Consider the following 26,201-nt stretch of genomic DNA (forward strand, 5'->3'; position numbering starts at 1 on the left):
CCACCGGCGGCGGCCACCCGGCCACCGGCGGCGGCCACCCGGCCGCCGCCCACGGTCACCCGGCCGCCGTCGACGGCGGCGATCCGGTGGCTCCGGCCGGGCGGCGGTCGTTCGCGCGGCCCGCCGTGTGGATGCTCGCCGCGCTCGGCCTGCTGGCCGCGTGCGGCGCGCTCGTCGAGGACGCCGGCGCGTCCTGGGGCGCCCTCTACCTGACCGGCCTGCACGCCGACGCCGCCACCGCCGGCCTCGCCGTCGTCGCCTTCCAGACCGCCATGACCATCGGCCGGCTGTCCGGCGACCGCGTGGTGGACCGGTTCGGCCAGCGGACGGTGACCCGCCTGGGCGGCCTCCTGGCCGCCGCCGGGATGGGCGCCGCGCTGGCCGTGCCATCCGTTCCGTCGGCACTGGCCGGGTTCGTCCTCGCCGGGCTCGGCACGGCCACCCTCGTGCCCGCCGCCATGCACACCGCCGACGAGCTGCCCGGCCTGCCCCCCGGCACCGGCCTGACCGTCGTGAGCTGGCTGCTGCGCGGCGGGTTCCTGCTGTCGCCGCTGCTCGTCGGGTTCGTCGCCGACCTCGTCAGCCTGCGCGTCGGCCTGCTGTCGGTGGTCATCGCCGGGCTCGTCACCTTCGTCCTGGCGCGCGTCCTGGTGAACGACGCCGGACGCTAGGACGCCGTCAGTTTGGCGAAGTCGGGGGCGTACACCGTCATCCAGTGCGGACGCAGCCGGTAGTAGACGACGTCCTTCTCCCAGTCGAAGGCGTCGGCGCCGTAGAAGTCCTTGAAGTACGCGAGCAGCTCCGGCCAGTCCGGGTGAGGCTCGCCGTCCAGGGGGTTGAGGACCTCCACGGTGCCGTGCGTGAACACGCCGAGGTCCTCCCCGCGCAGGTGCGCGACGCTGGCGGCGGGACGGGCGGCGAGGTGGCGGGCCTTGGCGGCGTCGCGCGAGGTGCCGAAGTGCCACCTGCCGTGCAGGAAGTGCCCGTCCGCGCCGCTGATCCGCGGCTCGCCCTTCGCCGTCACGGTCGACAGGGCGAGCGTGCACATGCCGGTCAGGACCTGGGTGAGCTGCTCGGCGGTGAGCGTGCGCTCGGAGACGATCGAGCGGAGGTGCGTGGTGGAGCGGGAGAGCGAAGCGTCGAGGAGGGACTGGAGCTGCTTCAGCTCTTCTGGTGTCTCGTGCATCGAGGTCCTTGGTTCGGTGTCGTACGAAAGCATCAACCTTCCCCCCGAAACCCGACACCTGCTGTCATGTTATCGCGGATGTGGTGTAGTGATCTTCGTCCGTACCGGCAGAAAGGACCACATGCCCGAGGAATCGATCAACCGGCGCAGGCTCATCACCATGGGTTCGGCGGCGGCCGCGAGCGCCCTGTTAGGTCCGTCGCTCGTCCCGGCCGAAGCCCGTGCGGCGGCGACGTGGGAGAACCTCGTCGAGAAGTCCTCCTTCGCCAGCGCCACGGCCTTCGCCCAGGAATGGAACCACGGCTATCCCTGGGGCGACGTCCACAACGGCGCCGCCAAGATGCTCAGCAGCAAGGTCTCGCTCTCCGGCGGCGTGCTCACCCTCACGGCCACCCGGCTCGCCCAGCCTGACGGGCAGAGCGCGAGCCCGCCGCACGCGCCGCTCTGGTACCACTCCGGCGCCGTCCACGCCAAGGAGCAGATCCTCGTCAACGACCAGTTCCCCGAGTACGACATCGAGGGCGAGTTCCGTACGCAGACCGGCCAGGGCATCTGGCCCGCCTTCTGGACCACCGGGATCGCGCCGGACTGGCCCCCGGAGAGCGACATCCTCGAGTACGTCGGCGACTCCACGAACCTGTTCAACACCTGGACCAAGGACGCCGGCGAGAACGACCCCGCCGAGCGCACGCGGCTCAGCGGCCACGACCCCGACGCCTGGCACAAGTACCGGCTCTGGATGGAGAAGGACGGCGACGACGTCCTGCTCGACTACTACTTCGACGGCGTGTGGCAGGCGACCCACCGGGGCGTGGGCTGGGCCGGCGTACCGCAGTACCTGATCATCAACCTGCAGATGGGGTCCTGGGCCTCCGGGATCGAGCCGGGCGACGCGCTCTGGAGCCAGCAGCCGGGCCCTTCCGGCAACACCTACTTCCGGGCGCGCAACGTGTGGTTCGGCCGCACCCGCGCCTGGTGACGCCGGCGCCCGTCCGGTGAGCTGACGCCGTCCCGGCCCGGGCCGCCGGGCCGGGACGAGATCGGGTCTAGGCGACTTCCCCGTGTGCCATTACGTTCCTTACAGCACCATCGCGGGGGAATTGTCTCGTCCCGTCAGACCCAAAAGGAATGGCATGAGATCACGTCTGCTCGCCGCACTCACCACCGTGACCCTGGCCTTGGCCGGCGCCCTCACCGTCGCGCCCGCGCCGGCCTCGGCGGCGCTCGCCGTGCCCGACATCCCACTGGCCGGCGTCAAAGCGCACCTGACCCAGTTACAGAGCATCGCCACCGCCAACGGCGGCAACCGCGCCCACGGCCGGCCGGGCTACCTCGCCTCGGCCAACTACGTCAAAGGCCGCCTCGACGCGGCCGGGTTCACCACCACCCTGCAGTCGTTCACCTACAACGGCGCCACCGGCTACAACGTCATCGCCGACTGGCCCGGCGGCAACGCGAACGACGTCCTCATGATCGGCGCCCACCTCGACAGCGTGACGGCGGGTCCCGGCATCAACGACAACGGCTCCGGCAGCGCCGCGATCCTGGAGACCGCGCTGGAGGTCTCCCGGCAGGCGCTCCAGCCTGCCAAGCACCTGCGCTTCGCCTGGTGGGGCGCCGAGGAGCTGGGACTGCGCGGCTCGCAGTACTACGTCACCAACCTGGCCGCGACCGAACGCGCCAAGATCAAGGGGTACCTCAACTTCGACATGGTCGGCTCGCCCAACGCCGGCTACTTCATCTACGACGGCGACAACTCCGACGGCGTAGGCTCCGGCCCCGGCCCGGCCGGCTCCGCCGAGCTCGAACGGGTGCTGCAGGACTACTTCACCTCGATCGGCGTGCCCACGCGCGGCACCGACTTCGACGGCCGCTCGGACTACGGCCCGTTCATCTCCCAGGGCATCCCGGCCGGCGGCACCTTCACCGGCGCGGAGGGCGTCAAGAGCAGCGCCCAGGCGCAGCTGTGGGGCGGCACGGCGGGGCAGGCCTTCGACCCGTGCTACCACCGCTCCTGCGACACGACGGCCAACATCAGTGACACCGCGCTCGACCGCAACGCCGACGCGATCGCGTACGCGGTCTGGACCATCGCCACCGCCGTGCCGCCCACCGTGGTCTGGTCGGACGACTTCGAGACCGACCGGGGCTGGACGACCGTGGCCGGCACCGCCACGAGCGGCCTGTGGGAGCGGGGAGACCCCGAGGCCACCACCTCCAGCGGCGCCAAGCAGCTCGGCACCACGGTCAGCGGCGTCAACGACCTGGTCACCGGCCGGCTGGCCGGAGCGTCGGCCGGCGACCACGACGTGGACGGGGGCCTGACCTCGATCCAGTCGCCGCCGATCACGTTGCCGGCCGGGGCGCCGAAGCTGTCGTTCTCCTGGTACCTCGCGCACGGCAGCAACTCCTCCAGCGCCGACTACCTGCGGGTCAAGGTGGTCGGAAGCACGACCAGCACCGTGTTCCAGCAGCTCGGCGCGGCCAGCGACCGTGACGGCGCCTGGGCGGTCGCGACGGTCGACGTGTCCGCGTTCGCGGGCCAGAGCGTACGGGTGCTCGTCGAGGCGGCCGACGCCTCGACCGCGAGCCTGGTGGAGGCGGGCGTCGACGACGTGAAGATCCTCCTGTAGCGGGACCGGCGGGGGCTGCGGCCCCCGCCGGATTGCCGTTCATATAACCATCTGGCAATATGTAGGGCATGAGCGCCTACGCAGCCTTGGCGGAGCCGCACCGCAGGCGGATTCTCGACCTGCTCCGCACCCGTGAGCGGCCCGCCGGTGAGCTGGTGGAACACCTCGACCTCAGCCAGCCCGGCGTGTCCAAGCACCTCAAGGTGCTCCGCGAGGCCGGGCTCGTCGCCGTGCGCACGCACGGCAAGCAGCGCGTCTACTCGCTGCGCCCCGAACCCCTCGCCGAGGTCGCCGAGTGGCTGGAGCCCTACCGGATGCTCTGGTCCCAGCGTCTCGACGCCCTGGAACGACACCTGGAGGACAACCCATGACCGACGGCACCCTGGAGACCATCGGCGGCCGCCCGGCGCTGCGCTTCGAGCGCGTGCTCGCCTTCCCGGTCGAGCGCGTGTGGCGGGCCGTCAGCGTGCCGGACGAGCTGCGGGCCTGGTTCCCCGCCGCCGTCGACTGGACGCCGGCGGTCGGCGAGACCTTCGACGCCGGCGGCGCGACCGTCGAGGTGACCGAGGTCGATCCGCCGCGCCGCCTGGCCTGGACGTACGCCGGCCAGCCGTACAGCTTCGACCTGACCGCCGAGGGCGACGGCTGCCGCCTGGTCTTCGTGCACGTCATCGACGACCTCGGCCTCGCGGCGCAGACCGCCAGCGGGTGGGACGCCTATCTGTCGCGGCTGGAGCCGTACCTGTCGGGCCGGACCGTCACCGAGGAGGAGGCTCACCAGGGCTGGGCGGAGACGCACGAGCGTTACGCCGCCCGCTTCGGCGTCGACCCCGAGCCGGGCCGCCGCTTCGCCGCCGCCCTGCGCGGGGACGGAGACGCCGGCGCATAGTGGGCCTGTGCCGGCGCGCGGGAAGCGGGCATGCTGAAGGGCCGGACGAGGTGTCCGGCACGACGCGGCACGCACTGGCGGTGGCATGAGCAACTTCCTTCCCGAGCCCGAGCTCGGCGAGGCGGCCCAGCGGCTCTACGACGAGGACCTGGCCGACAACGGATACGTGATGAACCTGTCCCGGCTGTGGGCCCACCAGCCGGAGGCGCAGGACAGGCTGTTCGGCCTGATCGGCGAGGTCGCCGCGGCCGGCGGGCTGACGCTGCGGCAGCGCGCCGTGCTGGTCACCGCGTGCGCCTCCACGATCGGCGACTCCTACTGCTCGCTGGCCTGGGGGACCAGGCTGGCGGCGGTCGCCGGGGCCGAGGCGGCGGGCGGGCTGCTGCGCGGCGACGACGCCGGGCTGGAGGAGCCCGAGCGGGCGATGGCCGCGTGGGCGCGGAAGGTGGCCCGCGACCCCAACGCCACCCGAGCGGAGGACGTCGAGGAGCTGCGGGCGGCCGGGTTCGGCGACGGGCAGATCTTCGCGATGACGGCGTTCGTCGCGTTACGGCTGGCGTTCTCGACGGTGAACGACGCGCTCGGCGCACGCCCCGACGCCGCCCTGCGCGCCGCGGCGCCCGAACCCGTACGCCGCTCCGTCACCTACGGCCGGCCCGCCGAGACCGCCCCGTAGCGGCCGTCCGATGAGTTTCCGCGCCGCCGCCGGTCTGCACCGGCATGACGACTTACGCGCTCATCCACGGCGGCGGCGGAAGCGCCTACGACTGGCACCTGGTCGAGGCCGAGCTGCGCGACCGCGGCCACGACACGGTCGCGGTGGACCTGCCGACGTCCGACCCCGAAGCGGGACTCTGGGAGTACGCCGACGCCGTCGCCCGGGCGGTCGCCGGGCGCGGGCCGCTCGTGGTGGTGGCCCACTCCTGGGGCGGCTTCGTCGGCCCGCTCGTCTGCGCGCGCGTGCCGGCCGCCGCGCTCGTCCTGGTGACCGCCATGATCCCGGCTCCCGGCGAGCCGCCGGGTGACTGGTGGGAACGCAGCGGGCGGCCCCCGTCCGACATCGACGACGAGCACGAGCTCTACTTCCACGACGTCCCCCGCGACCTGGCCCGGCGGGTGCTGGACCACGACGGCGCGCTCGCCGCCCACATGAACATGGACCGGGCGTGCGCCGAGCCCTGGCCCCTGCCGGCCTGGCCGGACGTGCCGACGCGATACCTGCTCTGCCGCGACGACCGGCTCTTCACCCCGGACTTCGTCCGCCGCCACGTCGGGGAACGGCTCGGCGTCACCCCCGACGAGATGCCCGGCGGCCACATGGTGATGCTGTCGCGACCGGCGGAACTGGCCGCCTACCTGGCGGGAATCCTCGCCGCCGCCCCCTGACGCCACGACGGCCGCCGGTTTGTCGGTCGGTCCCGCCATACTCACCGCTGACGATCAAGAAGACCGGCACGGCGTGGAGGTATCGGCATGACCGCACACGAGGGCGACGAGGACCGGCTGACCTGGCCGGCGGCCTGGCTGCGCGCGCTCCATCCCCGGCGGGGCGGCGTCGAGGTGGCGGTGAGACGGCTCGACCCGACCGCGCCCGACCGGCTCGCCGCGAGACTGGACGGCCACCGTCAGCAGGTCCTCGACGCGCTGGCGCTCTGCCCCGACCCCGAGCTGCGCGCGGCCGGCCTCGCCTGCATCGGGGGCGAGTCTCCCGCCACGCCTCTCGGCGCGGCGGTGGTGGCCGAGGTGGTGTCCGCGTCCCTGCCGTACGAGGACCGGACCTGGCAGCCGCTGCTCGCCGACGCCTGGCTGGCGGGACCGGGCCCGGCGTTCGCGGCGTCAGCCGTGGCCGAGCAGGCCTGCCTGAACCCGGTGCCCACCGAGCACGGCTGGCTGGTCCGGCGGCTGGACGACGCGAGCTCTCCCATCCACTGGATCGCCTGGAAGCGGATCGAGGCCGCCGCGCGGGTCCGCGCCGCCCTCGCGGCCGCGCCCGACGCCACGTACGCCGAGGCCGTCGCGGCGCTGGCCGCGTCCCGTGACGGCGGGCTGCACCACCGGGTGGCCGCCTCCTTCCTGGCGCCCACCGAGACCGCGTGGGTCGAGGCCGACTGCGCCGAGGTGAGCAGCGTCAACCCGCGGCTCTCCGTCCGCATGCTCGCCGCGGTCGGCACGCCGGAGCAGGCCGCGCTCGTCGCCGGCCACGTGCACGGCTCCGACGTGCTGCACTCCCTGACCACGCCCGCCACGCTCGTCGACGGCCTGGGCCCGGCGGCCGCCCTGCCGCTGCTGATCGGCTGGTTCGGCCAGTACTACGACGCCGAAAGCGAGCGCCGGCTGCTGGACGTGCTCGCCGACCTGCCGGGCGACGCCCCCATGCAGGCGATCCTCGACCGCATCGACGCCAGACACGCCCAGGCCGCCTTCCTGCACGCGGCGGCCCGCTTCCCGCGCCGGGCGATGCGCCTGCTCGCCGCAGCCCAGGGCAAGGCCGTGGACGGGCTGCTGCGCGCCCACGTGCTCGCCCACCGAGACCTGGTGCCCGAGGTGGTCCCGGCGCTCGGCGAGGCCGCCGCCCGGCGGATCGGCAAGATCGCCTCGGCCCCGGCCGTCGCCGTCGCGCCGCCGGAGGCCCTGCCCGAGGTGCTGGTCAGCCCGCCGTGGACCCGTCCGCGCACGACGCGCAAGCCGGTCGTGGTGAGCGGCCTGGCCTGCCAGGACGAGCCTTCCGTGGTGTGGGGGCCGGGGGAGCGGGACGCCTGGCTCGCCGCCCCGCCCGACCACTGGCGCCGGGTCTACGGCCGCACCTGGAAGGACATCGCCGACGGCCGCGGGCAGTACGACTGGAGCGACGTGGTCGCGCTGTTCATCGCCGGGCCCGAGGAGCTGGCCGCGCCGCTGATCTCCACCTGGCGGCTTGGCGACCACTGGCACTGGGGCACGGCCCACTGGCTGCCCGGGGTGGCCGCCAGGTTCGAGCTGGCGGCGCTGCCCCTGCTGCTGGACACCGCCCGGCACAGCCCGAGCGGCGCCGGCCCGTCGCTGCTCCCGTTCGCCGCACCGGAGATCGCCCTCCTCATGGCCGACTGGCTGACCCGGCTGAAGTCCGTCCGCGCCACCGCGCTGGCCTGGCTGTCCCGCCACCCCGACGCGGCCGCCAGGGCGCTCGTCCCCGCCGCGCTCGGCAAGCCGGGCGCGGCCCGCCGGCAGGCCGAGCGGGCGCTCACGGCACTGGTCGCGGCCGGCCGTCACGACGCCGTCACCCGGGCCGCCGCCGGCTACGGCCCCGCCGCCGAGGCCGCGATCGGCGACCTGCTCGCGGCCGACCCGCTCGACGCGCTGCCCGCCAGGATGCCCGTCCTGCCCGAATGGACGGACGTCGCGGTCCTCAGCCCGATCCAGCTCCGCGGCGACGCAGGCGCCCTGCCCGCCGAGGCGGCCCGCCACGTCACCACCATGCTGGCGATCTCCCGGCCCGGCGAGCCGTACGCCGGTCTCGACGCGGTGCGGGAGGCGTGCGACGCCCGCAGCCTCGCGGACTTCGGCTGGGCGCTGTTCCAGCGCTGGCAGGCGGCCGGCCACCCGTCCAAGGAGAGCTGGATCATGGACGCGCAGGCGCTGATCGGCGACGACGAGACCGTACGCCGGCTGGCTCCGCTGATCAGGGCCTGGCCCGGCGAGAACGGGCACGCGCGCGCCGTCGCGGGCCTGGACCTGCTGGCCGGCATCGGCTCCGAGGTCGCGCTGATGCACCTGCACGGCATCGCGGAGAAGGTCAAGTTCGGCGGGCTGAAGAAGCGGGCCCGCCAGAAGATGGACGAGGTCGCCGCCGAGCTCGGCCTCACGCCGCAGGAGCTGGCCGACCGGCTGGTGCCCTCCTTCGGGCTGTCCGCCGACGGCAGCCTCACCCTCGACTACGGCCGCAGGCGGTTCGTCGTCGGCTTCGACGAGCAGCTCAAGCCGTACGTCACCGACGCCGCGGGCAAACGGCTGAAGAACCTCCCCAAACCAGGCGTCAACGACGACCCCGAGCTCGCGCCCGCCGCCCACCGGCGTTTCGCCGGGCTGAAGAAGGACGTGCGCGCCGTCGCCGCCGACACCATCCGCCGCCTGGAGCGGGCCATGGCCGACCGGCGCCGCTGGAGCGCCGCCGACTTCGAACGGCTGCTCGTCGGGCATCCCCTGCTCTGGCACATCGTCCGCCGCCTCGTGTGGGGCCACTACGACTCCTCAGGCCGGCTCGTCGGCGCCCTGCGCGTGGCCGAGGACCGCACCTTCGCCGACGCCGCCGACGACCCGCTGACGCTGCCCGGCGACGCCGTCGTCGGCGTGGCGCACCCGCTGGAGCTGGGGGAGGAAGTGGCCGCCTGGGCGGAGGTGTTCGCCGACTACGAGATCCTGCAGCCGTTCCCGCAACTGGGCAGGGAGACCTACACCGCCGACGAGGCGCTGCTGGCCGAGATCCGCGCGGCCAAGATCCCCACCCACGCGGTGCTCAGCCTGGAACGACGCGGCTGGCGGCGGGGCCACCCCCAGGACGCCGGCTGGCAGGGCTGGATCGAGCGGGACGTCCCCGGCGGCCGCACCGTCACCGTCAGCCTCGACCCGGGCGTCGCGATCGGCTGGATCGACATGGACGAGACGCAGACGCTCGTGGACGTCAGCCTCGGCGGCCTCGACCCGATCACCGCCTCCGAGATCCTGCGCGACCTGAAGGAGATCACCAAATGAGCGAGCGCGCACAGCGGCCCCCCGCCGAGGTCCGCCACGCCGACGAGCTGGCCCGGCTGCGCGAGCACGACACCGACGACCGGCCGCCCGGCTGGGCGCTCAGCCTGCGGGCCGCCCGGCGCTTCATCCTCGGCGACGACGCCCTGGGCATCAGCCGCAAGTTCGTGGGCGACCCCTCGCTCATCGACCGGTCCCTGGTCGCGCTCGCCACCCAGCGCGGCCTGATGCTGGTGGGGGAGCCGGGCACCGCCAAGTCGCTGCTGTCGGAGCTGCTCGCCGCCGCCGTGAGCGGCACCTCCACGCTCACCGTCCAGGGCGGCGCGGCCACCACCGAGGACCAGATCAAATACTCGTGGAACTACGCGCTGCTGGTCGCCGAGGGCCCGTCCCCGCGCTCGCTCGTGGCCGCGCCGCTGCTGCGCGGCATGGCCGAGGGCAAGGTGGTGCGGTTCGAGGAGATCACCCGCTGCCCGCTGGAGGTGCAGGACTGCCTGCTGTCGCCGCTGTCGGACCGGGTGCTCGCGATCCCGGAGCTGACCGGCCCCGAGTCGATGGTGTTCGCCCAGGAGGGGTTCACCGTCATCGCCACCGCCAACACCCGCGACCGCGGCGTCAACGAGATGAGCGCCGCGCTCAAGCGCCGCTTCACCTTCGAGACCGTCTTCCCCATCGCCGACTTCGACACCGAGCTGCAGCTGGTGGAGTCCGAGGCCACCACACTGCTGCGCCGCTCCGGCGTCACCGCTCCGCCGCGCCGCGACGTGCTGGAGGTGCTCGTCACCACCTTCCGCGAGCTGCGCGAGGGCCACAACGCGCGCGGCGACGTCACCGACCGGCTGTCCGGCGTGATGAGCACCGCCGAGGCCGTCTCGGTCGCCCACGCCGTCGGGCTGCGCGGCTGGTTCCTGCGCGGCGAGCCGGGCACCGCCGCCGACCTGGTCGCCTGCCTGGCCGGCACCGCCGCCAAGGACAGCCCGGAGGACCTCGCGAAACTCCGGCGCTACCTGGAGCGGCGGCGGCACGGCGACCAGTGGAAGGCCCTGTACGACGCCCGTCACCTCCTGCCGGGCTGACGATGACGGTCACGTTCCTCGGCGTGCGGCACCACAGCCCCGCCTGCGCCCGGCTGGCCGCCGACACCATTGCCGCCGTACGGCCCGCGTACGTGCTGGTCGAGGGCCCGGCGGACATGAACGACCGGATGGACGAGCTGCTGCTGGGCCACGAGCCGCCGATCGCGGTGCACACCGGCTACCGCGACCCCGGCCGCCGGCACGGCTCGTGGACGCCGTTCTGCGACTACTCCCCGGAGTGGACGGCGCTGAACGCGGGCCGCGCCGCCGGCGCCGAGCTGCGCTTCATCGACCTGCCCGCCTGGCATCCCGCGCTGGCCGGCGTACGCAACCGGTACGCCGACGCCGAGGCCCGCTACGGCGAGGTCACCGCCCGGCTGTGCCGTGACTTCGCCGTGGACGACGCCGACGCCCTGTGGGACCACCTGTTCGAGATCGAGCCGGCCGACGGGCTGGCCGAGCGGCTCGCCGTCTACTTCGACCTGCTGCGCGGCGACACCGAGGCGGGGCCGGACGACACCGCCCGCGAGGCGTACATGGCCCACTGGGTCAGGGCAGCCGCCGCCCACGCGGACGGGCGGCCGGTGGTCGTGGTCACCGGCGGCTTCCACCGCCCGGCGCTGATCCGCCTCGCCGAGGACGGGGACCGGAGCTGGCCGGAGGTGCCCCGGCCGCCCGACGGCGCGACGGCCCGCAGCTACCTGGTGCCGTACTCGTTCCGGCGACTCGACGCCTTCGACGGCTACCAGGCGGGCATGCCGTCGCCCGGCTACTACCAGCACCTGTGGGAGCACGGCCCCGCCGGGGCCGGCCGGCTGCTCGTCGAGACGGTCGTCGCCCGGCTGCGGGCCCGTCGCCAGCCGGTCTCGACCGCCGACCTGATCGCGGCCCGCGCCGCCGCCGACGGGCTCGCGCTGATGCGCGGCCACCGCCACCCGGCCCGCGTGGACGTGCTCGACGGCCTGGCCGGCGCGCTCGTCAGCGAGGCGATCGAGACGCCGCTGCCCTGGGCGAGCCGCGGCCCGCTCCAGGCCGGCGCCCATCCGGTCATCGTCGAGATGATCGCCGCGCTCAGCGGTGACCGTACGGGCCGGCTGCACCAGGACACCCCGCTGCCGCCGCTGGTCCGCGCGGTCCTCGCGGTCCTCGGCGAGCCCGGTGAGGAACGCCTCGACCTCGGCGAGGAGGCCGGCCGCGAGCGCAGCCGGCTGCTGCACCGGCTGCGCGTGCTGGGCATCCCCGGCGTGCTGCGCATCTCGGGGCCGAGCCCGGCGGGCGGCACGGAGCTGACCGAGCGGTGGGAGCTGTCCGACTCCGAGGACCGCCTGCCCGCCCTCATCGAGGCCGGGGCGTACGGCGTCGATCCGCAGGAGGCGGCGGCGGCCGTACTCGCCGGGCGCGTCCCCGGCGCGGACCTGGACGAGCTGGCCGGCGTCCTGCTCGACGCGGCGCTGTGCGGCGTCGGCGAGCTGACCGGGCAGGTGCTGGACGACCTCTCACGGACCGTCGGCCGGGCCGCCGACCTGGGCGCGCTGGGCCGCACCCTCGCCGTCGTCCTCGCCATGTGGCGCCACGGCGAGCTGTTCGGCACCAGCGGCAGCGACCTCCTCGGCGCCGTCGTACGGGCCACGGCGGAGCGGGCGCTGTGGCTGGCCGAAGGCGTACGCGGCGGGCCCGCGCCGGCCGACCTGCGGCGGATCGAGGCCATGGCCGCCGTCCGCGACGCGCTCAGGCACGCCGGTACGCCGCTCGGCCTGGACACCGAGGCGGCGCTCGGCGTCGCGGACCGGGTCGCCGCCTGCCGGGACGCGCCGCCCGACCTGCGGGGCGCGGCGCTGGGCCTGGCCTGGTCGCTGCGCGGCCACGCCGCCGGCGACCCCGGGCGGGCGGTACGCGGCGCGTTCGTCCCCGCCACGGCGGGCGACTGGCTGGCCGGGCTGTTCGCGCTCGCCCGCGAGGAGGTGCTGCACACCGCCGGCGTGCTGGAGCTGCTGGACGAGCTGGTCGCGGCGCTGGCCGACGACGACTTCCTGGTGGCGCTGCCCGCGCTGCGCCAGGCGTTCGGCTTCTTCCCGCCCCGCGAGCGGCACCTCATCGCCACCCGGCTGACCGGGCTGCGGGGTGGCGGCGCGTCTCCTTACGACCTGATGAGACTGGACGCGGCCCCGGAGCTGGTGGCCGCCGGCATGGCGCTGGACGAGCGGGTCGACGCCGCACTGCGCAGGGAAGGACTGGTCTCCTGATGACCGACCCCACACTCGAACGCTGGCGGTTGCTGCTCGGCGAGCCGGGCGCCGCCTGCCTCGGCGGGCAGCCGCTCAGCCCCGGGGCCGCCGCCCGCGACGCCGCACTCGACTGGCTCTACGGGCGCGACGAGGACCTCCGCAGGCGCGGCGTACGCCGGCAGGGCGGCACCGGGCCGTCGTCGCTGACCACGTTCGGCTGGCTCGACGACATCGCCAGGCTCTTCCCCAAGGAGACCGTCGAGCGGCTGCAGCGCGACGCCGTCGAACGCTACGAGATCCACGACATCGTCACCGACCCCGACGTGCTGGCCCGCATCGAGCCCAACCCCGCGCTGCTCCAGGCGGCGCTGCGCACCAAGCATCTGATGAACCCGCAGGTGCTGCGGCTGGCCAGGCGGATCGTGGAGCAGGTCGTACGGCAGCTCATGGAAAAGCTCGCCACCGAGGTGCGCAGCGCCTTCTCGGGCACCAAAGCACGACGACCGGGCCGGATGCGGTTGGCTCGCAACTTCGACATGGTCAGGACCCTTCGCGCCAACCTCGGCCGCTACCAGCCCGACACCGGCAAGGTCGTGATCGAGACCCCTCTGTTCTTCTCCCGCACCCGCCGCCACCTCGAACAGTGGCAGGTGATCCTGCTCGTCGACCAGTCCGGGTCCATGGCCGAGTCGGTCATCCACTCGGCGGTCACCGCGGCCTGCCTGTGGGGGCTGCCCGGCGTACGCACCCACCTCGTCGCGTTCGACACGGAGGTGGTGGACCTCACCTCCGACGTCGACGATCCCGTGGAGCTGCTGATGAAGGTCCAGCTCGGCGGCGGCACCGACATCGCGCGCGCGGCGACGTACGGGGCCGGCCTGGTGGAGCAGCCGCGCCGGGCGATCGTCGTGCTCATCTCCGACTTCTACGAAGGCGGCGACGCGCACCGGCTCGTACGGGTCGTACGCGGACTGGCCGAGCAGGGCAGCAAGGTGCTGTGCCTGGCCGCGCTCGACGAGCAGGCCGACCCCGCCTACGACCGGGAGCTCGGGCAGCGCCTGGCCGACGCAGGGGCGCACGTGGGCGCCATGACGCCCGGCGAGCTCGCGTCCTTCGTCGCGGAGCACGTGGGCCGATGAGGACCGACCTGCTCGCGCTCACCACCGACTCCCTGGCCGCGCTCACCAACCGCGGCCTGGTCAAACGGGCGGCCAAGGAGGCCACGCCTGAGCTGCGGCTCGACGCCGACGGCACCGTGCACGGCGGCTTCCCCGGCGGCCCCGACACGAGCCTCCCGCCGGGCGGCCTCGACGCGGGCCACTGCACCTGCGGCGCGACCGGCGTCTGCCGGCACGTGATCGCGGTGATCCTCACCTACCAGAGCCAGCACGCCGCCCCTGCCTCCCCGGTGCCGGGTTCTGGCGCCTCTGGTTCTACGGAGCCCGGTTCCGCGACGCTCGGCCCCGCGAAGCCTGCGTCTGTGGCGCCGAGTTCTGCTGCGCCCGGTTCCGAGGTCCCCGGTTCCGCAGCGCTCGGCTCTGCGGAGCCTGGTTCTGCGGTCCTCGGCTCAGCGGCGCCGCGTTCTGGGGCGCCTAATTGTGCGGCGCTCGGCTCAGCGGTGCCTGGTTCAGCGACGCCCGGCTCAGCGGTGCTCGGTTCCACAGCGCCTGGCTCAGCGGCGCCTGGGTCTGGGGCGCCTGGTTCTGCGGCGCTTGGCTCGCCGGCCGCGCAACCGTCCGGGACGCCCGTACTGCCGGGGAAGGAACCAGCGCCCTGGTCGCCGGGACAGGTCACCGACGACGAGCTTGCCGCCAGGCTCGGTGCACGGCTGATGAGCGCCGCCCGCCGCACCGAGCGCGCCGGCTACACCGCCCGGATCCGGCGGGCGACCCCCGCTGAGCCGGTGCCGCAGGTCGAGCTGCCCACCGCGACCGTGCGCTTCCTGGTTCCCGGCGACCTCGGGTTCGTCCATACCGACGCCGTCGCAGGCAGCCGTGACGACGTCATCGCCCTGGCCGTGTGGGCGTTCAGGGTCGCCGACGAACTGCACCCCGGCGTTCCCGACGCCCGGGTCGATGTCGGCGGACAGGCCGTGGCCGGGGCGGTGGCCGGGCTGGAACGCGCCCTCACACTGGCCGGCACCGTCCTGCGCGAGGGCGCGGCGCACCTCGGCCAGGGCCTGGAGGCGACCGTCGCCGACGTTTCACGCCACCTGGAGGCCGACGGGCTGCGCTGGCCGCTGCTGGCCGTCGGCGACCTCGCCGAGCAACTGGCCGCCTACCGCGACCGCGCCGCCCACTACCGCCCCGAACTGCTCGCCGGGCACCTCGCCGAGCTGCACGCCCGTCACCGCGCGGCGACCCGCCAGGACGCCGCCCCGCGCAGCAGCGTGCTCGGCACCACCGAGGCCGCTGAGACCCCGCTGCGCCGGGCCCGGCTGGAGGCCCTCGGCTGCCGGGTCCGCGCTCTCGGCGACCGGCGGATCGCCGAGATCTTCCTGGCCCACGCCGACGCCGCCATGGTGCTGGTCCTGCGCCGCCAGTGGGAGGGCGACGACGACGGGGCGGCGCTGGCCCGGCGGCGGATCGCCACGTCCACGCTGGCCGGGCTGGCCGCCGGCACCGTGGTCACCGAGTCCGCCGTACGCAGCGCCAGCCGTACGGTCAGGCTGGCCACCGGGCGCGTCTCCAGGACCGAGGTAAGCGCGTCGCGGGGCGACTGGGACGCCCTGCCGCCGTCACTGAAGGTGACGGACCTCGCGGTGCTCGGCCGCGAGCTCGACGCCCTCCCGCTCCGCCCCGTCCGGCCGCGCGTCGAGGCCGAGCTCGTCAGGGCCGTCGCCATCGCGGGGGTCGAGTCCATCGCGTACGCGCCCGGCGACCAACGGCTCGACGCCGTCGTCGCCGACCGGGCGGGCAACCTCGCCACGGTCAGCGCCACCCACGCCGCCGCCGCGCCCGGCCGGCTCGACGCGCTGGCCGCCGTACTCGCCGGGGAGGAGGGGGAGCCGCGCTTCGTCAGCGGCGTCGTCGGCAGGGCTGGGGGCGGCCGGGCAGGGGCCGGGATCGTCATCGAGCCGATCGGGCTGGCGGCCGGCGACCGCGTGATCGTCCCCGACCTGCGGCCCGCCACCGGCGGCACGCTGACGCCTACATGGGACGAGGAGCCAGAACCGCCGCTGACCGCCGCACTGACCCACGCCCGCGCGCTGCTCGCCGAGGCCGCCCACCACGGCCTGTCCCACCTGCCGCCCACCTACGACACCCGGCTCGACGCCGCCGCGCACCGGTTGACGGCGCTCGGCCTGCACCGCGTCGCGGCGGCCCTCACCGCCTTCGCCTCCGCCCGCACCACCGGCTCCGCCGAAGCGGCCGACCGAACCTGGGCCGACGCCTACCTGCGCGCGGAGGTCGCCCTGGAGCTGAGGACGTAGGACGTCAGGGCCCTGACGCCAGCCCCGAAGGCGTCAGGCCCGGGACAAGGCCGGGAGACGTCGGGCCTGAGAGCGTCAGATTCGGGACGACGCCAGGAGGCGTCAGGCTGGGAGGCGTCAGCCCCGAGCAGGCCGGGAGATGTCGGGCTTGGGGGCGTCAGGCCGGGACAAGGCCGGAAGCCGTCGTGTCGGAAGCCGTCGTGCTGGAAGGCATCAGGTCCGACCAAGCCGGGAGGGGGCGGGCTCGGGCCTGACACCTCCCCACCAGGCCGGGAGGCGCCGAACTTGGGGGCGTCAGGCCGGGACAAGGCCGGAAGCCGTCGTGCCGGAAGCCGTCGGGCCCGAAAGCGCCAGGCCTGAGCAGGCCGGGAGGCGTCGGGCCCGGGCGCGTCAGCCCGGGAAAGGCCGGCAGACCCCGGACCCGAAAGCGTCAGGCCCGGGGTGACGCCGGGAGGCCTCACGACCCCGGGCGTCAGCGTTGGTCGAAGCGGGACAGTAGGTCGTCCACCGCTGCGAACCCGGCCACCACCTCGGCGGCCGGTCGTTCGCGGCGCACCAGGCCGACCGCCTGCCCCGCGTACACGTACGCGGCGTCGTAGTCGCCGTCCCGCCGTGCGGCCGTCAGCTCGGCCCGTGCCGCCTCGTCCGCGCCCAGCTCCTCCTCCCTGCCGTGCCACCGGTCGAAGAAGGCGTTGCGCAGGGCCCGCCCCCCGTACTCGGGCGGCCAGGCCAGGCGCTGGGCCACGTCGAAGACCCGCCCGTAAGCGGTGCCGGTCTCGGCCGCGGCCAGCACCCGCGCCCGCGCCGGCCCGGCGAGGGTCGTCTCGGCGCAGCCGAGGAACGCAGTTCCCGCCCACCCGCCCTCGGCGCCCGCCGCGAGCACGGCGGCCAGGCCGCGCGCCGTGGCGATGCCGCCCGCCGCGAGCACCGGGACGTTCACCGCGTCCAGGACGCTCTGCAGCAACGGCAGTGTCGCCACCTCGTCGCGCCCGTGCCCGCCGCCCTCGCCGCCGCGCGCCACGACGACGTCCACGCCGGCCCGCTCGGCGGCCAGCGCCTCCTCCGTGGTGCCCGCCTGGACGGCGACGGTGATGCCCGCACCGCGCAGCGGCTCCACGTACGGGCCGAAGTCGCCGTAGCTGACGGAGACGAGCGCGGGACGGGCGGCGAGCACCGCGTCGAGCTGCCCCGGACTGCCCGGCAGCGCCCACGCCATCAGCCCGACCCCGTACGGCCGCCCGCTCCCGGCGGCGACGGCGGCCTGCTCGGCCACCCACGAGCCCGGCGCGTTCGCCGGCACCCCGAACATGCCGAGCGCGCCCGCCGCCGACACGGCCGCCGCGAGCCTCCCGTCGCTCACCCCCGCCATCGGCGCCCCCACCAGCGGCACGTCCAGCCCGAACCGATCGGTCAACCACGTACGCGGCATCGCTCTGCTCCTTCGTCTCACCCGGCAGCAACGGAAACTGTCGTACCCGCCTGCGACACTTCCGGCATGCTGAGCGTGGATGAGCTGCGGCCGCTGCTGCGCGCCGCCTGGGGGCCAGACACCTGCGATCCCGCGAGCCTCGACGAGTGGCGGCCGGACAACCCGGCGAGGGGCCAGTGCGGGACGACGGCGCTGGTGGTGCAGGACCTGCTCGGGGGCGACCTCATCCTCGGCGAGGTCCACGTCGACGGGGCCAGGACCTCCTACCACTACTGGAACCGGCTGCCCGACGGCACCGAGACCGACCTCACCGCCGAGCAGTTCGGCCCCGACGAGGTCGTCTCCGGCGGCACCGTCCAGCAGCGGCCGCCGGAGGGTCCCCGGCGCTGCCGTGAGCAGTACACGCTGCTGCGGCAGCGGGTGCTGGCCGCCCTGCCCTAAGGGACCGTGGGGAGTCCTGGGGGCCCTGAGGGTGAGAGGGCCGTCGGGGCTGAGGGGCCGTGAGGGTGAGGGGGCCGTTGGGGCCTGAGGAGCCGTGAGGGTGAGGGGGCCGTCTGGGCTGAGGGGCCGTGAGGGTGAGGGGGCCGTCGGGGCCTGAGGGGCCGTGAGGGGGCAATAAGGGCCGAGTTGCTACGGCCGCGACCAGGGCACGAGGAGGTCGCTCACGGCCGACAGGATCGCCCGGGTGAACGGCGACACGCTCGCCGGCCCGTGGAAGGGCCGCGTCCCGCCCTCGGTCACCCCCTCCAGCGTGCCCAGATCGGCCCCGGGGTGGCAGGCGACGTCCGGCCCCGGCAGGTCTGCCAGCAGAAACTCGCCGTCGTCGCAAGCGGCCTGCGCCGCATGCGCGGCGCGCCGCACCCAGCGCGCCCGCCCGTCCCGGTCGAGCCGGTAGACGCCGGAGCCCTGCCCGCCCGCCATCCGCACGGCTGGGCCCTCGGCCAGGCGCAGCCGCACCGCGAACGGCCCGCCGGGCTGGGTGGCGCGCAGCAGCGTGAGCTGGTTGAACTCCGCCGCGTCGCCGAGCCAGCCCACCGGCCGGCCGAGCATCACCGCGAGCTGCCCCAGCACGAACGGCGGCAGCCCCACCGCCTGCTGGTTGGCCGCCTCCACCTCGTCGCGCCGCTGCCGCCGCCACCGCAGCGCGGTCAGGTAGATCCGCTCGTCCGGCGTGAGGAGCGCGTCCAGGCCGAACATCCCGGCGGCCCCGTACCTGCGCCAGGCCCAGAGCGCCACCCGTTCGGCGCACTCGATGAGCAGCGCGGCGGCGGGCGCGGGCCAGGGCCGCGACCAGTCGGCCCCGGCGGCGCTCACGGGGCCGGCGGACCGTTCGGCGACGCCGGTCGTCAGGTGCGCGGGCCGGTCGGCGTACACGCGGACGCCGCCCCGGCCGTCCGGGACGCTGAGCACGGTGATCGCGACCGGCCAGCCGTCCACGTACGCGGCCACCCGGTACGGCCCGAGCAGCCGCGCCGCGCGGCCCATGTCACCCTCCCCGGACACGACCACCGTGCCGCTCCCGCCGGGCCCGCCCGCCTGCACCACCACCCGCTCGGTCCCGACCGCGCGGCGCAGCTCGGCCGGCGACGGCAGCCGGTCCACGTGCACGCTGCGGACCCGTGACACGGTCGGCACCCCGGCGGCGCGCAGGAGGTCGTCGAGGAGCGGCTTGGACTCCATCGTGACCCGTACGCCGGGATCGATCGAGGCGGCCGTGCTGCCGGGACCGGTCAGCTCGTCCAGCCGGAGGTCCGCGCCGCCGGTGACGACGACCGGCGGGCGGTCCAGCTTGAGCAGGTGCCTGGCGGCCTCGTGGCGCACCCGGCGCGGCCAGCCGTGGCGCTCGGCCACGGAGCGGACGCGGGTGCGGTCCTCGGCGGCGACGACCAGGTCCGCCAGGGCGGGGTCCCAGGCCGCGTAGCAGCCGATGGCGAGCGCGGGCCGCAGCGCCGCGACGGCGGACGGGCCGGTGTAGCCGGTGCGCAGCGCGCTGGTGCACCGGTCGACGACGACCAGCGGCCGGCCGCCCAGGACCTCCTCCCGCATGGCCTCCGCGTCCCACCGCGCCGCCCAGGAATCTTCGTCCGAACGTCTGTCCCGCACCACGCCGGGGTCGCGATCTCTGTCGACGACCGCGCCGGTGTGACGGGACGATCGTTTCTCCGGCTCTCCGTACATGTCGCCGCCCCCGCCATAAATCGTCCTTCAGAACGCTGTGTCACGTTCCGCACTATTGACGGTGCTCTGCGTGGAGCGCAGAGTCGAGGGCACCAGGATGTGAAGCGATGTGAAGCCGCGATGCCGCCCCGCCGCACCCACCCCGTCGCCAACCGGGCCCTGGCCGCGCTGATCGAGCAGGCCGCCTGGACCCACGCCGCGCTCGCCCGCCACGTCAACGCGGCCGCCGCCGCGAGCGGCGACCCCCTTCACTACGACCGCTCGGCCGTAGGGCACTGGCTGACCGGCACCGTCCCGCGCCCGGAGGGGGTGGTCGCGGTGCTGGAGGCGTTCCGGCGGCGGCTGGGCCGTCCCGACCTCGCCGCGGCGCACCTCGGCTGGCCGGACCCCGGCGCCGGGCCGCCCGACGACCCCTGGCACGGCGATCCGGTGGCCCGCCTGGCCACGCTGGGGGAGGACGACCTGCTGAACCGGCGCGCGGTGCTCACGGCGGGGACGTTCACGCTGGCCGCGCTCTCGAGCCTGGCGGCGGGGACGCGCGTCCCGGCCGCCGCGAAGGTCGCCGCCGGGGTGGCCGCGCGGATCACGTCCGGCGGACGGGCTCCGGCCAGGGCGGGCGCGGCCGACGTCACCAGGATCCGCGCCGCGACCGCCGGCTTCGCCGACCTCGACGACCAGTACGGCGGCGGCCACGCCCGCGCCGCCGTGGCCGCCTACCTGGCGCGGGAGGTCACGCCGCTGCTGCACGGCACGACCGGCCGCCGCCGCCCCGACCTGTTCGGGGCGGCGGGCGAGCTGAGCTATCTGGCCGCGTACATGGCGATGGACGCGGGCGCGAACGCCCTGGCCCAGCGCTACTACATCAGCGCCGTCCGGCTCGCCGACGAGGCCGGCGACCTGGTGTCACGCGCGACCGCCCTGCGGAGCATGGCCGTGCAGGCCGCCGAGCTGGGCCACGACGAGGAGGCGCTGGCCCTGGCCGAGGCGGCCGCCTCCGCGCTCGGCGGCCACGGCCCGCCGCGTACGCAGGCCTGGGTCACCGGCATGCGCGCCGAGGCGCACGCCGCCGCCGGCACCCGCCACGATGCGCTGAGCCTGCTGCACCGCACGGAGACGCAGCTCGAACGCGCCGACTCCCGTCCCGAGTCGGAGTGGACCGGCAACTACCGGCGCGAGTCGCTGGAGCACCAGATCGGGCTGACCCTGACCAGGCTCGGCGACCACGCGGGGGCGGCCCGCCACTTCGCCGCCTCCATGGACGCCCGCCGCCCGGTCGAGCGGCGCACCCGCACCCTCATCGGGCTGCGCGCGGCGCACGCGTTCCTGCGCGCCGGGGACGTCGAGCGGGCCGCGGTGACCGTGCTCGGGCTGAGCGAGGACGTCCGGCTGGTGGCCTCCGCCCGCGTCCGGGGTGAGCTGCGCGCGCTGCGGACCGCCTGGCAGCCGTACCGCAAGAGCGCCCTCGTCGCGGAGGCCGACCGGGCGGTGCGCGGCGCGTGAAGGACCACGCGCCGGCTAGACGTCGTGGGTCCAGAGGGTGAGCAGCTCCTCGGCCGCCGCGGTGCGCGGCGTGACGCTCTTCGCCTCGTGATCCACCTCGATCTCGACGGGACGCAGGTCGGGGACGAGCCCGCTGCCGAGCGCCTGCTCCTCGGGCAGGTCCTCGTGCGGGCCGGGCCGCCACCAGTAGACCTGCGGGGTGAGCGCGTGCTCGCCCTGCTCGACATGCGTACGGCTGAGCGACTGCATCGTCTCCATCGCCGCGACCAGGTGCACGTCGCCGATGGCGTGCACCAGCACGTACTCCGGGACGGGGAACGACACCAAGGCGCCCAGCCCCACGTGCGGCAGATGCCGGTCGAGCACGTGCGCGTGGGCGCCGATGTAGCGGTGGGTCTGCCCGATGTGCATGATCGGCACGCCCCAGAGCTGATGGGTCTCGACGTAGTGCGGCTCCCGGTGGATGGAGGCGCGCAGCGCGGCGCCGAACACCTCGTTCTCGGTGCGGTGGCCGAGGTCGGAGCGGTTGAGCGGGACGATGGAGTCGGGCAGGTCCATGACCACCGTCTCGACCAGGCCCGGCGCGAGCGGGCGGGTGGCCAGGGCGGCGAGCAGGCCGGGCGGGTCGGCCAGCGCCTGCTCGGTGTAGAGGCGGATCCGCAGGGAGTCCTCGGCCAGCAGCCGTTCGATGTCGACCGCGGACGCCTGGGCGACGGCCTGGGCCCGGCTGTGGTGGCGGCGCACCCCCTGCACGAAGCCGCGGGCGAACTCGGCGGCGAACCCGGGGATCTCGGACGGCGGCAGGAGGCCCGCGTGCTCGGTGTAGGTCGTCACGTCGGCGGGGACGTCGCCGATCTCCGGCACGCTGAGGCTGACGGTCGTCGGGCCGGTGAACCTGGCCTCGACGTTCTCGCCCGCGAAGGCGCTGATCAGAGCGTGGACGGCGACGTCCTGGACCATCGTTCGTTCTCCTTGAGCCGGTGGGCGAGCCCTCCGATCGTAGAGGCGGGCGGCCGTCAGCGGGTCGAGGTCCGCGGCCAGGACGCCACGTCCGCCGCGATGACCAGCGGATGGTCCTCCGGCGTGTGGTGCCCGGCCACCTCGTCGTGCTCGCGCACCTCCAGCGAGGCCATGGTGGCGACGCACCATTTGACCGTCTCGGGCGTCCACATCGAGCCAGGGCCGGGCCGGAAGCCGATCAGCAGCTTCGGCACCTCCGGGCTGCCGGCCGCCCACCGCCCGAACGCCTCCATCCTCGCCACCACGTCCGCGGGCTCGCCGCCGAGCGGCATCGAGCGCGGCCACCGCAGCAGCGGCAGCCGGCTCTCCCTCGTCGGGTACGGCCGCAGGTAGACCTCCAGGTCCTCCTCGGCCGGCGGGGTGGCCATGGTGGCGGGCAGGCCGCGCAGGAAGGCGTTGTCGTCGAGGATCATGGACTCGCCCACGCCCTCGGTCTTGATCGCCCGGAACAGCTCCCGGCCGCCCTCCGGGAACTCCTCCCAGCTCATGGGCTTGATCACGGCCTCGGTGAAGGCGATGCCGCGCACCCGTCCGGGATGGCGGGCGGCCCAGTCGAAGGCCAGCGCGCCGCCCCAGTCGTGGCCCACGAGCAGCACGTCGTCGAGCTCCAGGGCGTCGAACCAGGCGTCGAGGTAGCGGGCGTGGTCGGCGAAGGTGTAGTCGATGGGCGGCTTGCCGGACTCGCCCATGCCGATGAGGTCGGGGGCCAGGCGGCGGCCGGGCCCGGCGGCGGGCATGACGTGCCGCCACAGGTGGGAGCTGGTGGGGTTGCCGTGCAGGAAGACGGTCGGCGCGCCGGAGCCCAGCTCGCGGTAGGACATGGTGGAGTCGAGGACGTTCAGTACGGGCATGAGCGGATCCGTTCAGGTGTGAAGGGTCATGAGGTCCGGTCAGCGGAAGGCCGCGATGTTGCGGGCGGCCCAGTCGCCGAACGTGCGGGGCGCCCGCCCGAGCACCCGCTCGACGTCCGGGCTGACCCGCCGTTCTGCCTCGACCGGGTTCCCGAGGATGGCGAGGGTCGCCTCGACGACCGGCTCCGGCATGAACGTGAGCATCCCCGCCCGCGCCTCCTCCGGGCTCTGCTCGGTGAAGCGCACCTCCGTCCCCAGCGCCGCCCCGATGTCCGCGGCGCGCTCGCGCGGGCTGGTCGCCCGGGGCCCGGTCAGCTCGTACGTGCGCCCCTCGTGCCCGTCCTCCCGCAGCGTCACGGCCGCCACCTCGGCGAGGTCGGCGGGATCGACGGCGGGCAGCGCGACGTCGCCGAAGGGTGCGGCGACCGTCCGATGGGCCCGGACGGTCCCGGCCCAGGCCAGGGCGTTGGAGGCGAGCCCGCCGGGCCGCAGGATCGTCCACGCGAGACCGGACTCCCGTACGGCGTGTTCGAAGTCCGCCGCGTGGGCGTAGGCGTGCGGCCTGGTCCCCGCGCCCTGCGACGACAGCAGCACCACCCGCCGGACCCCGCCGGCCGCCGCCGCGTCCAGCACCGCCCGTGGCTCCTGGCCCGCGACCAGCAGGAACAGGGCGTGGGCGCCCGTGAAGGCGTCCTTCAGCCCGGCGGGCTCGCCCAGGTCGCCCCGGTGATGCCGGACGCCGGCGAGGGACGTCCCGGCGTTTCGTGACACCGCCGTCACCTGCTCACCCGCCGCCGTCAGCAGCCGTACGAGCTCGCCGCCCACGTTGCCGGTCGCCCCTGTCACCACGATCATCGCTTCCTCCGTCGGAAGTTAGTTAGCTCACTGACTGAATCGGAGCGAAACCATAGCGGACGGCCGGAGCGGTTGTCTATAGTGAGTGAGGTGACTGACTCAATCAGGGCGGGCAAGCGCGAGCGGCTCGCCGCGGCCGCCGCCCGGGTCCTCCACGAGCAGGGCGTCGAGAAGACCACGCTCGCCGACATCGCCCGCGCGGCCGACGTCCCGGTCGGCAACGTCTACTACTACTTCAAGACCAAGGACCAGCTCATCGGGGCCGCCATCGACACCCACGGCCGCGAGCTGGAGACCCTGACCGCCCGGCTCGACGGGCTCCCCGACCCGCGGGACCGGCTCAAGGCCCTCGTCGGCGGCTGGATCGGGCAGAGCGACCTCACCGCCCGCTTCGGCTGCCCCACCGGCACCCTCGCCTCCGAGCTGGACAAACGCGACGACGGCCTCGACCGGGCCATCGCCGCCGTCATGGGGGCGCTGCTCGACTGGATGGAACGGCAGTTCGCCGCCATGGGGCGGGACGACGCGCGCGAGCTCGCGGTCGCCCTGCTGGCCGCGTACCAGGGGGTGTCGCTGCTGACCAACACCTTCCGCGACCCCGCGCTCATGCGGGCGGAAGGGCGCCGGCTGGAGCGCTGGATCGACTCCCTCGCCTGAAGGGCGGCCGGCGGGCCCAGGTCGCCCAGCGCCACGCCCACTCCAGCGGCCCCTGACGGAACCACCGCAGCCACAAGGTCGACCAGACCCACTGCAGAACGAGGACGCCGCCCGCGATCGACAGCACCGTCGCCGTGGACCAGCCGTCCGGCGAGCCGCCTGCCAGGCGGGCCGTCAGCAGGACCAGCACGGTGGCCGTCAGGTAGTTGGTCAACGCCATCCGCCCGAGCGGGGCGAACACGGCCCGCAGGACCGGCCGCAGCGGGGTGCGCAGCAGCACGAGCACGGCGCAGACGTACGCGCCCGCGGTCAGCAGCCCGGCGGCCCCCATCGCCCGCGGGTCGCCCGTGCCGTTCTGCAGCCAGGCCAGCGGCGCCGCCGCGGCCGAGAAGGCCAGGCACAGCAGGGCCGGCACGCGGGTGGAGTCCTCGATCCGCGCGGTCACGCCGTACCTGGTGAGCGCCGAGCCCAGTAGGAACAGCCCCGGCACCAGCCCGAACGTCCCCGCCCCCGTCGCGAGCGCGGCCACGACGACCACGCCCGCCAGCCAGGCCACCGCCCGGCGCGGCAACCAGGAGGAGGGCAGCAGCACCACGAGGCCGGTGACCGCGTACACGGTCAGGATGTCGCCGTACCACAGCAGGAACATGTGAGCCAGGCCCAGCGCGAGCAGCGCCAGGAGCCGGCGCAGCAGGAGCAGCCGCGGCCGTCCCACCCGCCGCCCGGCGGACTCCAGCAGCAGGGAGAAGCCCACGCCGAACAGCAACGAGAAGATCGGGAAGAACCGCTGGTGGACCAGCAGCCCCAGCCAGGCGTCACCGGCGTCGCCGCCGCCGGTCCGCACGGCCAGGGCGTCGCCGGCGTGCGCGATGGGCTGGACGTTGGCCACCAGGATCCCGCAGAGCGCGAGACCGCGGATCACGTCGAGCGCCACGATCCTGGGGCGCGCGTCCCGTGTCGTCAGATGTTCTTGTGACATGGCCCCACATCCTCGGGACCGCCCGGAAGCGGCGGTACGGGCCGGAAGCAGGGTTCGCGGGCGGCGGGAGTCATACTTTCGGCCGGTACGGCGGGAAGGGCGCGGCTTCTAACCTGAGCGGCGTGACTGACCGGGACCAGCCGGCCGCGCCGCATCGGGCGCCCGGCGACCGAGCGTTCGCTGTGAGCGCCGCCGTGGCGGACCTCGGGCTCGGCGTGATCCTCGCCGGTCTGCAGGCGTTCTGGGCGTACAGCGTGGCGACCTCCTGGGGGCCCGGCTACGTGCCGTTCGGGTGCGTGGCGGGGACGGTCGTGTCCGCGATCGCGCTGGCGCGGCGCCGGGGGAGGGTGCTCGCGGCGGTCGCGGGACAGCTCGTGGCGCTGTCGGCCGCGCTGGTGTCCCGGCTCGCCGGGCTGCCCGCCGAGCCGGGGCCCGCCGCGGCGCTGGCGCTGGCCGTGCTCACCGCCTCGGCCGTGCGGACCCTCGCGCCCCGCGCCGCCTGCGCCGTCGCCCTGGGCGGGCCGGCCGTGGTCGCCGCGACCGCCCTGCGGCCCGCCACCGGGCT

At 75.0% G+C, this 26,201-nt stretch carries 22 protein-coding genes and 1 pseudogene; 16 read left to right on the forward strand and 7 right to left on the reverse strand.

The features are described 5' to 3' along the window. The coding region (locus tag AC27IY_RS03210; protein WP_487177072.1) for an MFS transporter at positions 1–671 on the forward strand (671 nt) is incomplete at its 5' end. On the opposite strand, the gene AC27IY_RS03215 is transcribed toward AC27IY_RS03210, so the two are convergent. Further along, complete coding sequence (locus tag AC27IY_RS03215) at positions 668–1,186, reverse strand: pyridoxamine 5'-phosphate oxidase family protein (RefSeq protein WP_423448150.1); 519 nt, start codon at positions 1,184–1,186, stop codon at positions 668–670. The two genes, AC27IY_RS03210 and AC27IY_RS03215, sit on opposite strands and share 4 nt — an antisense overlap. Before the next feature lie 121 nt (positions 1,187–1,307). Here AC27IY_RS03215 and AC27IY_RS03220 point away from each other — a divergent pair, with 121 nt between their 5' ends. From AC27IY_RS03220 to AC27IY_RS03270, 11 genes are all read left to right on the forward strand, one after another. Further along, on the forward strand, positions 1,308–2,165 hold the full coding sequence (locus AC27IY_RS03220; protein ID WP_487177073.1) for a glycoside hydrolase family 16 protein: 858 nt from the start codon (positions 1,308–1,310) through the stop codon (positions 2,163–2,165). A 154-nt stretch (positions 2,166–2,319) separates the two neighbouring features. Then, positions 2,320–3,819, forward strand: a complete 1,500-nt coding sequence (locus tag AC27IY_RS03225) for a M28 family peptidase (protein WP_487177074.1) — start codon at positions 2,320–2,322, stop codon at positions 3,817–3,819. Positions 3,820–3,887: 68 nt separating this feature from the next. After that, a complete protein-coding gene (locus AC27IY_RS03230) occupies positions 3,888–4,190 on the forward strand; it encodes an ArsR/SmtB family transcription factor (RefSeq protein WP_423448147.1) in 303 nt (100 codons plus the stop codon). After that, entirely contained in the window at positions 4,187–4,708 is a 522-nt protein-coding gene (locus AC27IY_RS03235) for an SRPBCC domain-containing protein (protein ID WP_487177075.1), read from the forward strand. Before AC27IY_RS03230 ends, AC27IY_RS03235 begins: the two co-directional genes overlap by 4 nt. Positions 4,709–4,793: 85 nt before the next feature. Further along, positions 4,794–5,384, forward strand: coding sequence for a carboxymuconolactone decarboxylase family protein (locus AC27IY_RS03240; RefSeq protein WP_423470874.1), 591 nt, complete (start codon positions 4,794–4,796; stop codon positions 5,382–5,384). Positions 5,385–5,428: 44 nt separating this feature from the next. Then, positions 5,429–6,094: an alpha/beta fold hydrolase gene (locus AC27IY_RS03245; RefSeq protein WP_423448145.1), complete on the forward strand. Its 666-nt coding sequence runs from the start codon at positions 5,429–5,431 to the stop codon at positions 6,092–6,094. 87 nt (positions 6,095–6,181) lie between these two features. Next, positions 6,182–9,436 carry a DUF4132 domain-containing protein gene (locus tag AC27IY_RS03250; protein WP_487177076.1) on the forward strand — a complete coding sequence of 1,085 codons (3,255 nt, stop codon included), beginning with the start codon at positions 6,182–6,184 and terminating at the stop codon, positions 9,434–9,436. Continuing rightward, positions 9,433–10,509: an ATP-binding protein gene (locus AC27IY_RS03255; protein WP_487177077.1), complete on the forward strand. Its 1,077-nt coding sequence runs from the start codon at positions 9,433–9,435 to the stop codon at positions 10,507–10,509. The genes AC27IY_RS03250 and AC27IY_RS03255 overlap by 4 nt, the downstream gene beginning before the upstream one ends. 2 nt (positions 10,510–10,511) lie before the next feature. Beyond that, positions 10,512–12,752 carry a DUF5682 family protein gene (locus tag AC27IY_RS03260; protein WP_487177078.1) on the forward strand — a complete coding sequence of 747 codons (2,241 nt, stop codon included), beginning with the start codon at positions 10,512–10,514 and terminating at the stop codon, positions 12,750–12,752. Beyond that, complete coding sequence (locus AC27IY_RS03265; protein ID WP_487177079.1) at positions 12,752–13,873, forward strand: VWA domain-containing protein; 1,122 nt, start codon at positions 12,752–12,754, stop codon at positions 13,871–13,873. Before AC27IY_RS03260 ends, AC27IY_RS03265 begins: the two co-directional genes overlap by 1 nt. Then, positions 13,870–16,167, forward strand: coding sequence for a hypothetical protein (locus AC27IY_RS03270; protein WP_487177080.1), 2,298 nt, complete (start codon positions 13,870–13,872; stop codon positions 16,165–16,167). Before AC27IY_RS03265 ends, AC27IY_RS03270 begins: the two co-directional genes overlap by 4 nt. A gap of 472 nt (positions 16,168–16,639) precedes the next feature. Here the strand turns inward: AC27IY_RS03270 and AC27IY_RS03275 are convergent, their stop codons facing one another. After that, entirely contained in the window at positions 16,640–17,596 is a 957-nt protein-coding gene (locus AC27IY_RS03275; protein ID WP_487177081.1) for an NAD(P)H-dependent flavin oxidoreductase, read from the reverse strand. A gap of 66 nt (positions 17,597–17,662) precedes the next feature. Between AC27IY_RS03275 and AC27IY_RS03280 the strand changes: the two genes are divergently transcribed. After that, entirely contained in the window at positions 17,663–18,037 is a 375-nt protein-coding gene (locus AC27IY_RS03280; protein WP_487177082.1) for a YunG family protein, read from the forward strand. 189 nt (positions 18,038–18,226) lie between these two features. Here the strand turns inward: AC27IY_RS03280 and AC27IY_RS03285 are convergent, their stop codons facing one another. Next, entirely contained in the window at positions 18,227–19,699 is a 1,473-nt protein-coding gene (locus AC27IY_RS03285; protein ID WP_487177083.1) for an ATP-grasp domain-containing protein, read from the reverse strand. Positions 19,700–19,894: 195 nt separating this feature from the next. On the opposite strand from AC27IY_RS03285, the gene AC27IY_RS03290 reads away from it, so the two are divergent. Further along, positions 19,895–21,274, forward strand: coding sequence for an NsdA family TPR-like regulatory protein (locus tag AC27IY_RS03290; protein ID WP_487177084.1), 1,380 nt, complete (start codon positions 19,895–19,897; stop codon positions 21,272–21,274). Between the two features lie 15 nt (positions 21,275–21,289). Here the strand turns inward: AC27IY_RS03290 and AC27IY_RS03295 are convergent, their stop codons facing one another. The 3 genes from AC27IY_RS03295 to AC27IY_RS03305 are packed head-to-tail and all read right to left on the reverse strand — an operon-like array spanning position 21,290 to position 24,000. After that, on the reverse strand, positions 21,290–22,234 hold the full coding sequence (locus AC27IY_RS03295) for a hypothetical protein (protein WP_449952750.1): 945 nt from the start codon (positions 22,232–22,234) through the stop codon (positions 21,290–21,292). A 56-nt stretch (positions 22,235–22,290) separates the two neighbouring features. Beyond that, positions 22,291–23,145, reverse strand: coding sequence for a haloalkane dehalogenase (locus AC27IY_RS03300; protein ID WP_423470893.1), 855 nt, complete (start codon positions 23,143–23,145; stop codon positions 22,291–22,293). Between the two features lie 39 nt (positions 23,146–23,184). Next, on the reverse strand, positions 23,185–24,000 hold the full coding sequence (locus AC27IY_RS03305; RefSeq protein WP_487177085.1) for an NAD(P)H-binding protein: 816 nt from the start codon (positions 23,998–24,000) through the stop codon (positions 23,185–23,187). 90 nt (positions 24,001–24,090) lie between these two features. On the opposite strand from AC27IY_RS03305, the gene AC27IY_RS03310 reads away from it, so the two are divergent. Continuing rightward, complete coding sequence (locus AC27IY_RS03310; protein WP_423448134.1) at positions 24,091–24,657, forward strand: TetR/AcrR family transcriptional regulator; 567 nt, start codon at positions 24,091–24,093, stop codon at positions 24,655–24,657. On the opposite strand, the gene AC27IY_RS03315 is transcribed toward AC27IY_RS03310, so the two are convergent. Next, positions 24,605–25,636 carry a DUF418 domain-containing protein gene (locus AC27IY_RS03315; protein ID WP_487177086.1) on the reverse strand — a complete coding sequence of 344 codons (1,032 nt, stop codon included), beginning with the start codon at positions 25,634–25,636 and terminating at the stop codon, positions 24,605–24,607. The genes AC27IY_RS03310 and AC27IY_RS03315 overlap by 53 nt on opposite strands. Before the next feature lie 122 nt (positions 25,637–25,758). On the opposite strand from AC27IY_RS03315, the pseudogene AC27IY_RS03320 reads away from it, so the two are divergent. Then, a pseudogene (locus AC27IY_RS03320) lies at positions 25,759–26,201 on the forward strand (hypothetical protein); the annotation flags it as partial.

It is taken from the genome of Nonomuraea sp. B208, from assembly GCF_057536035.1.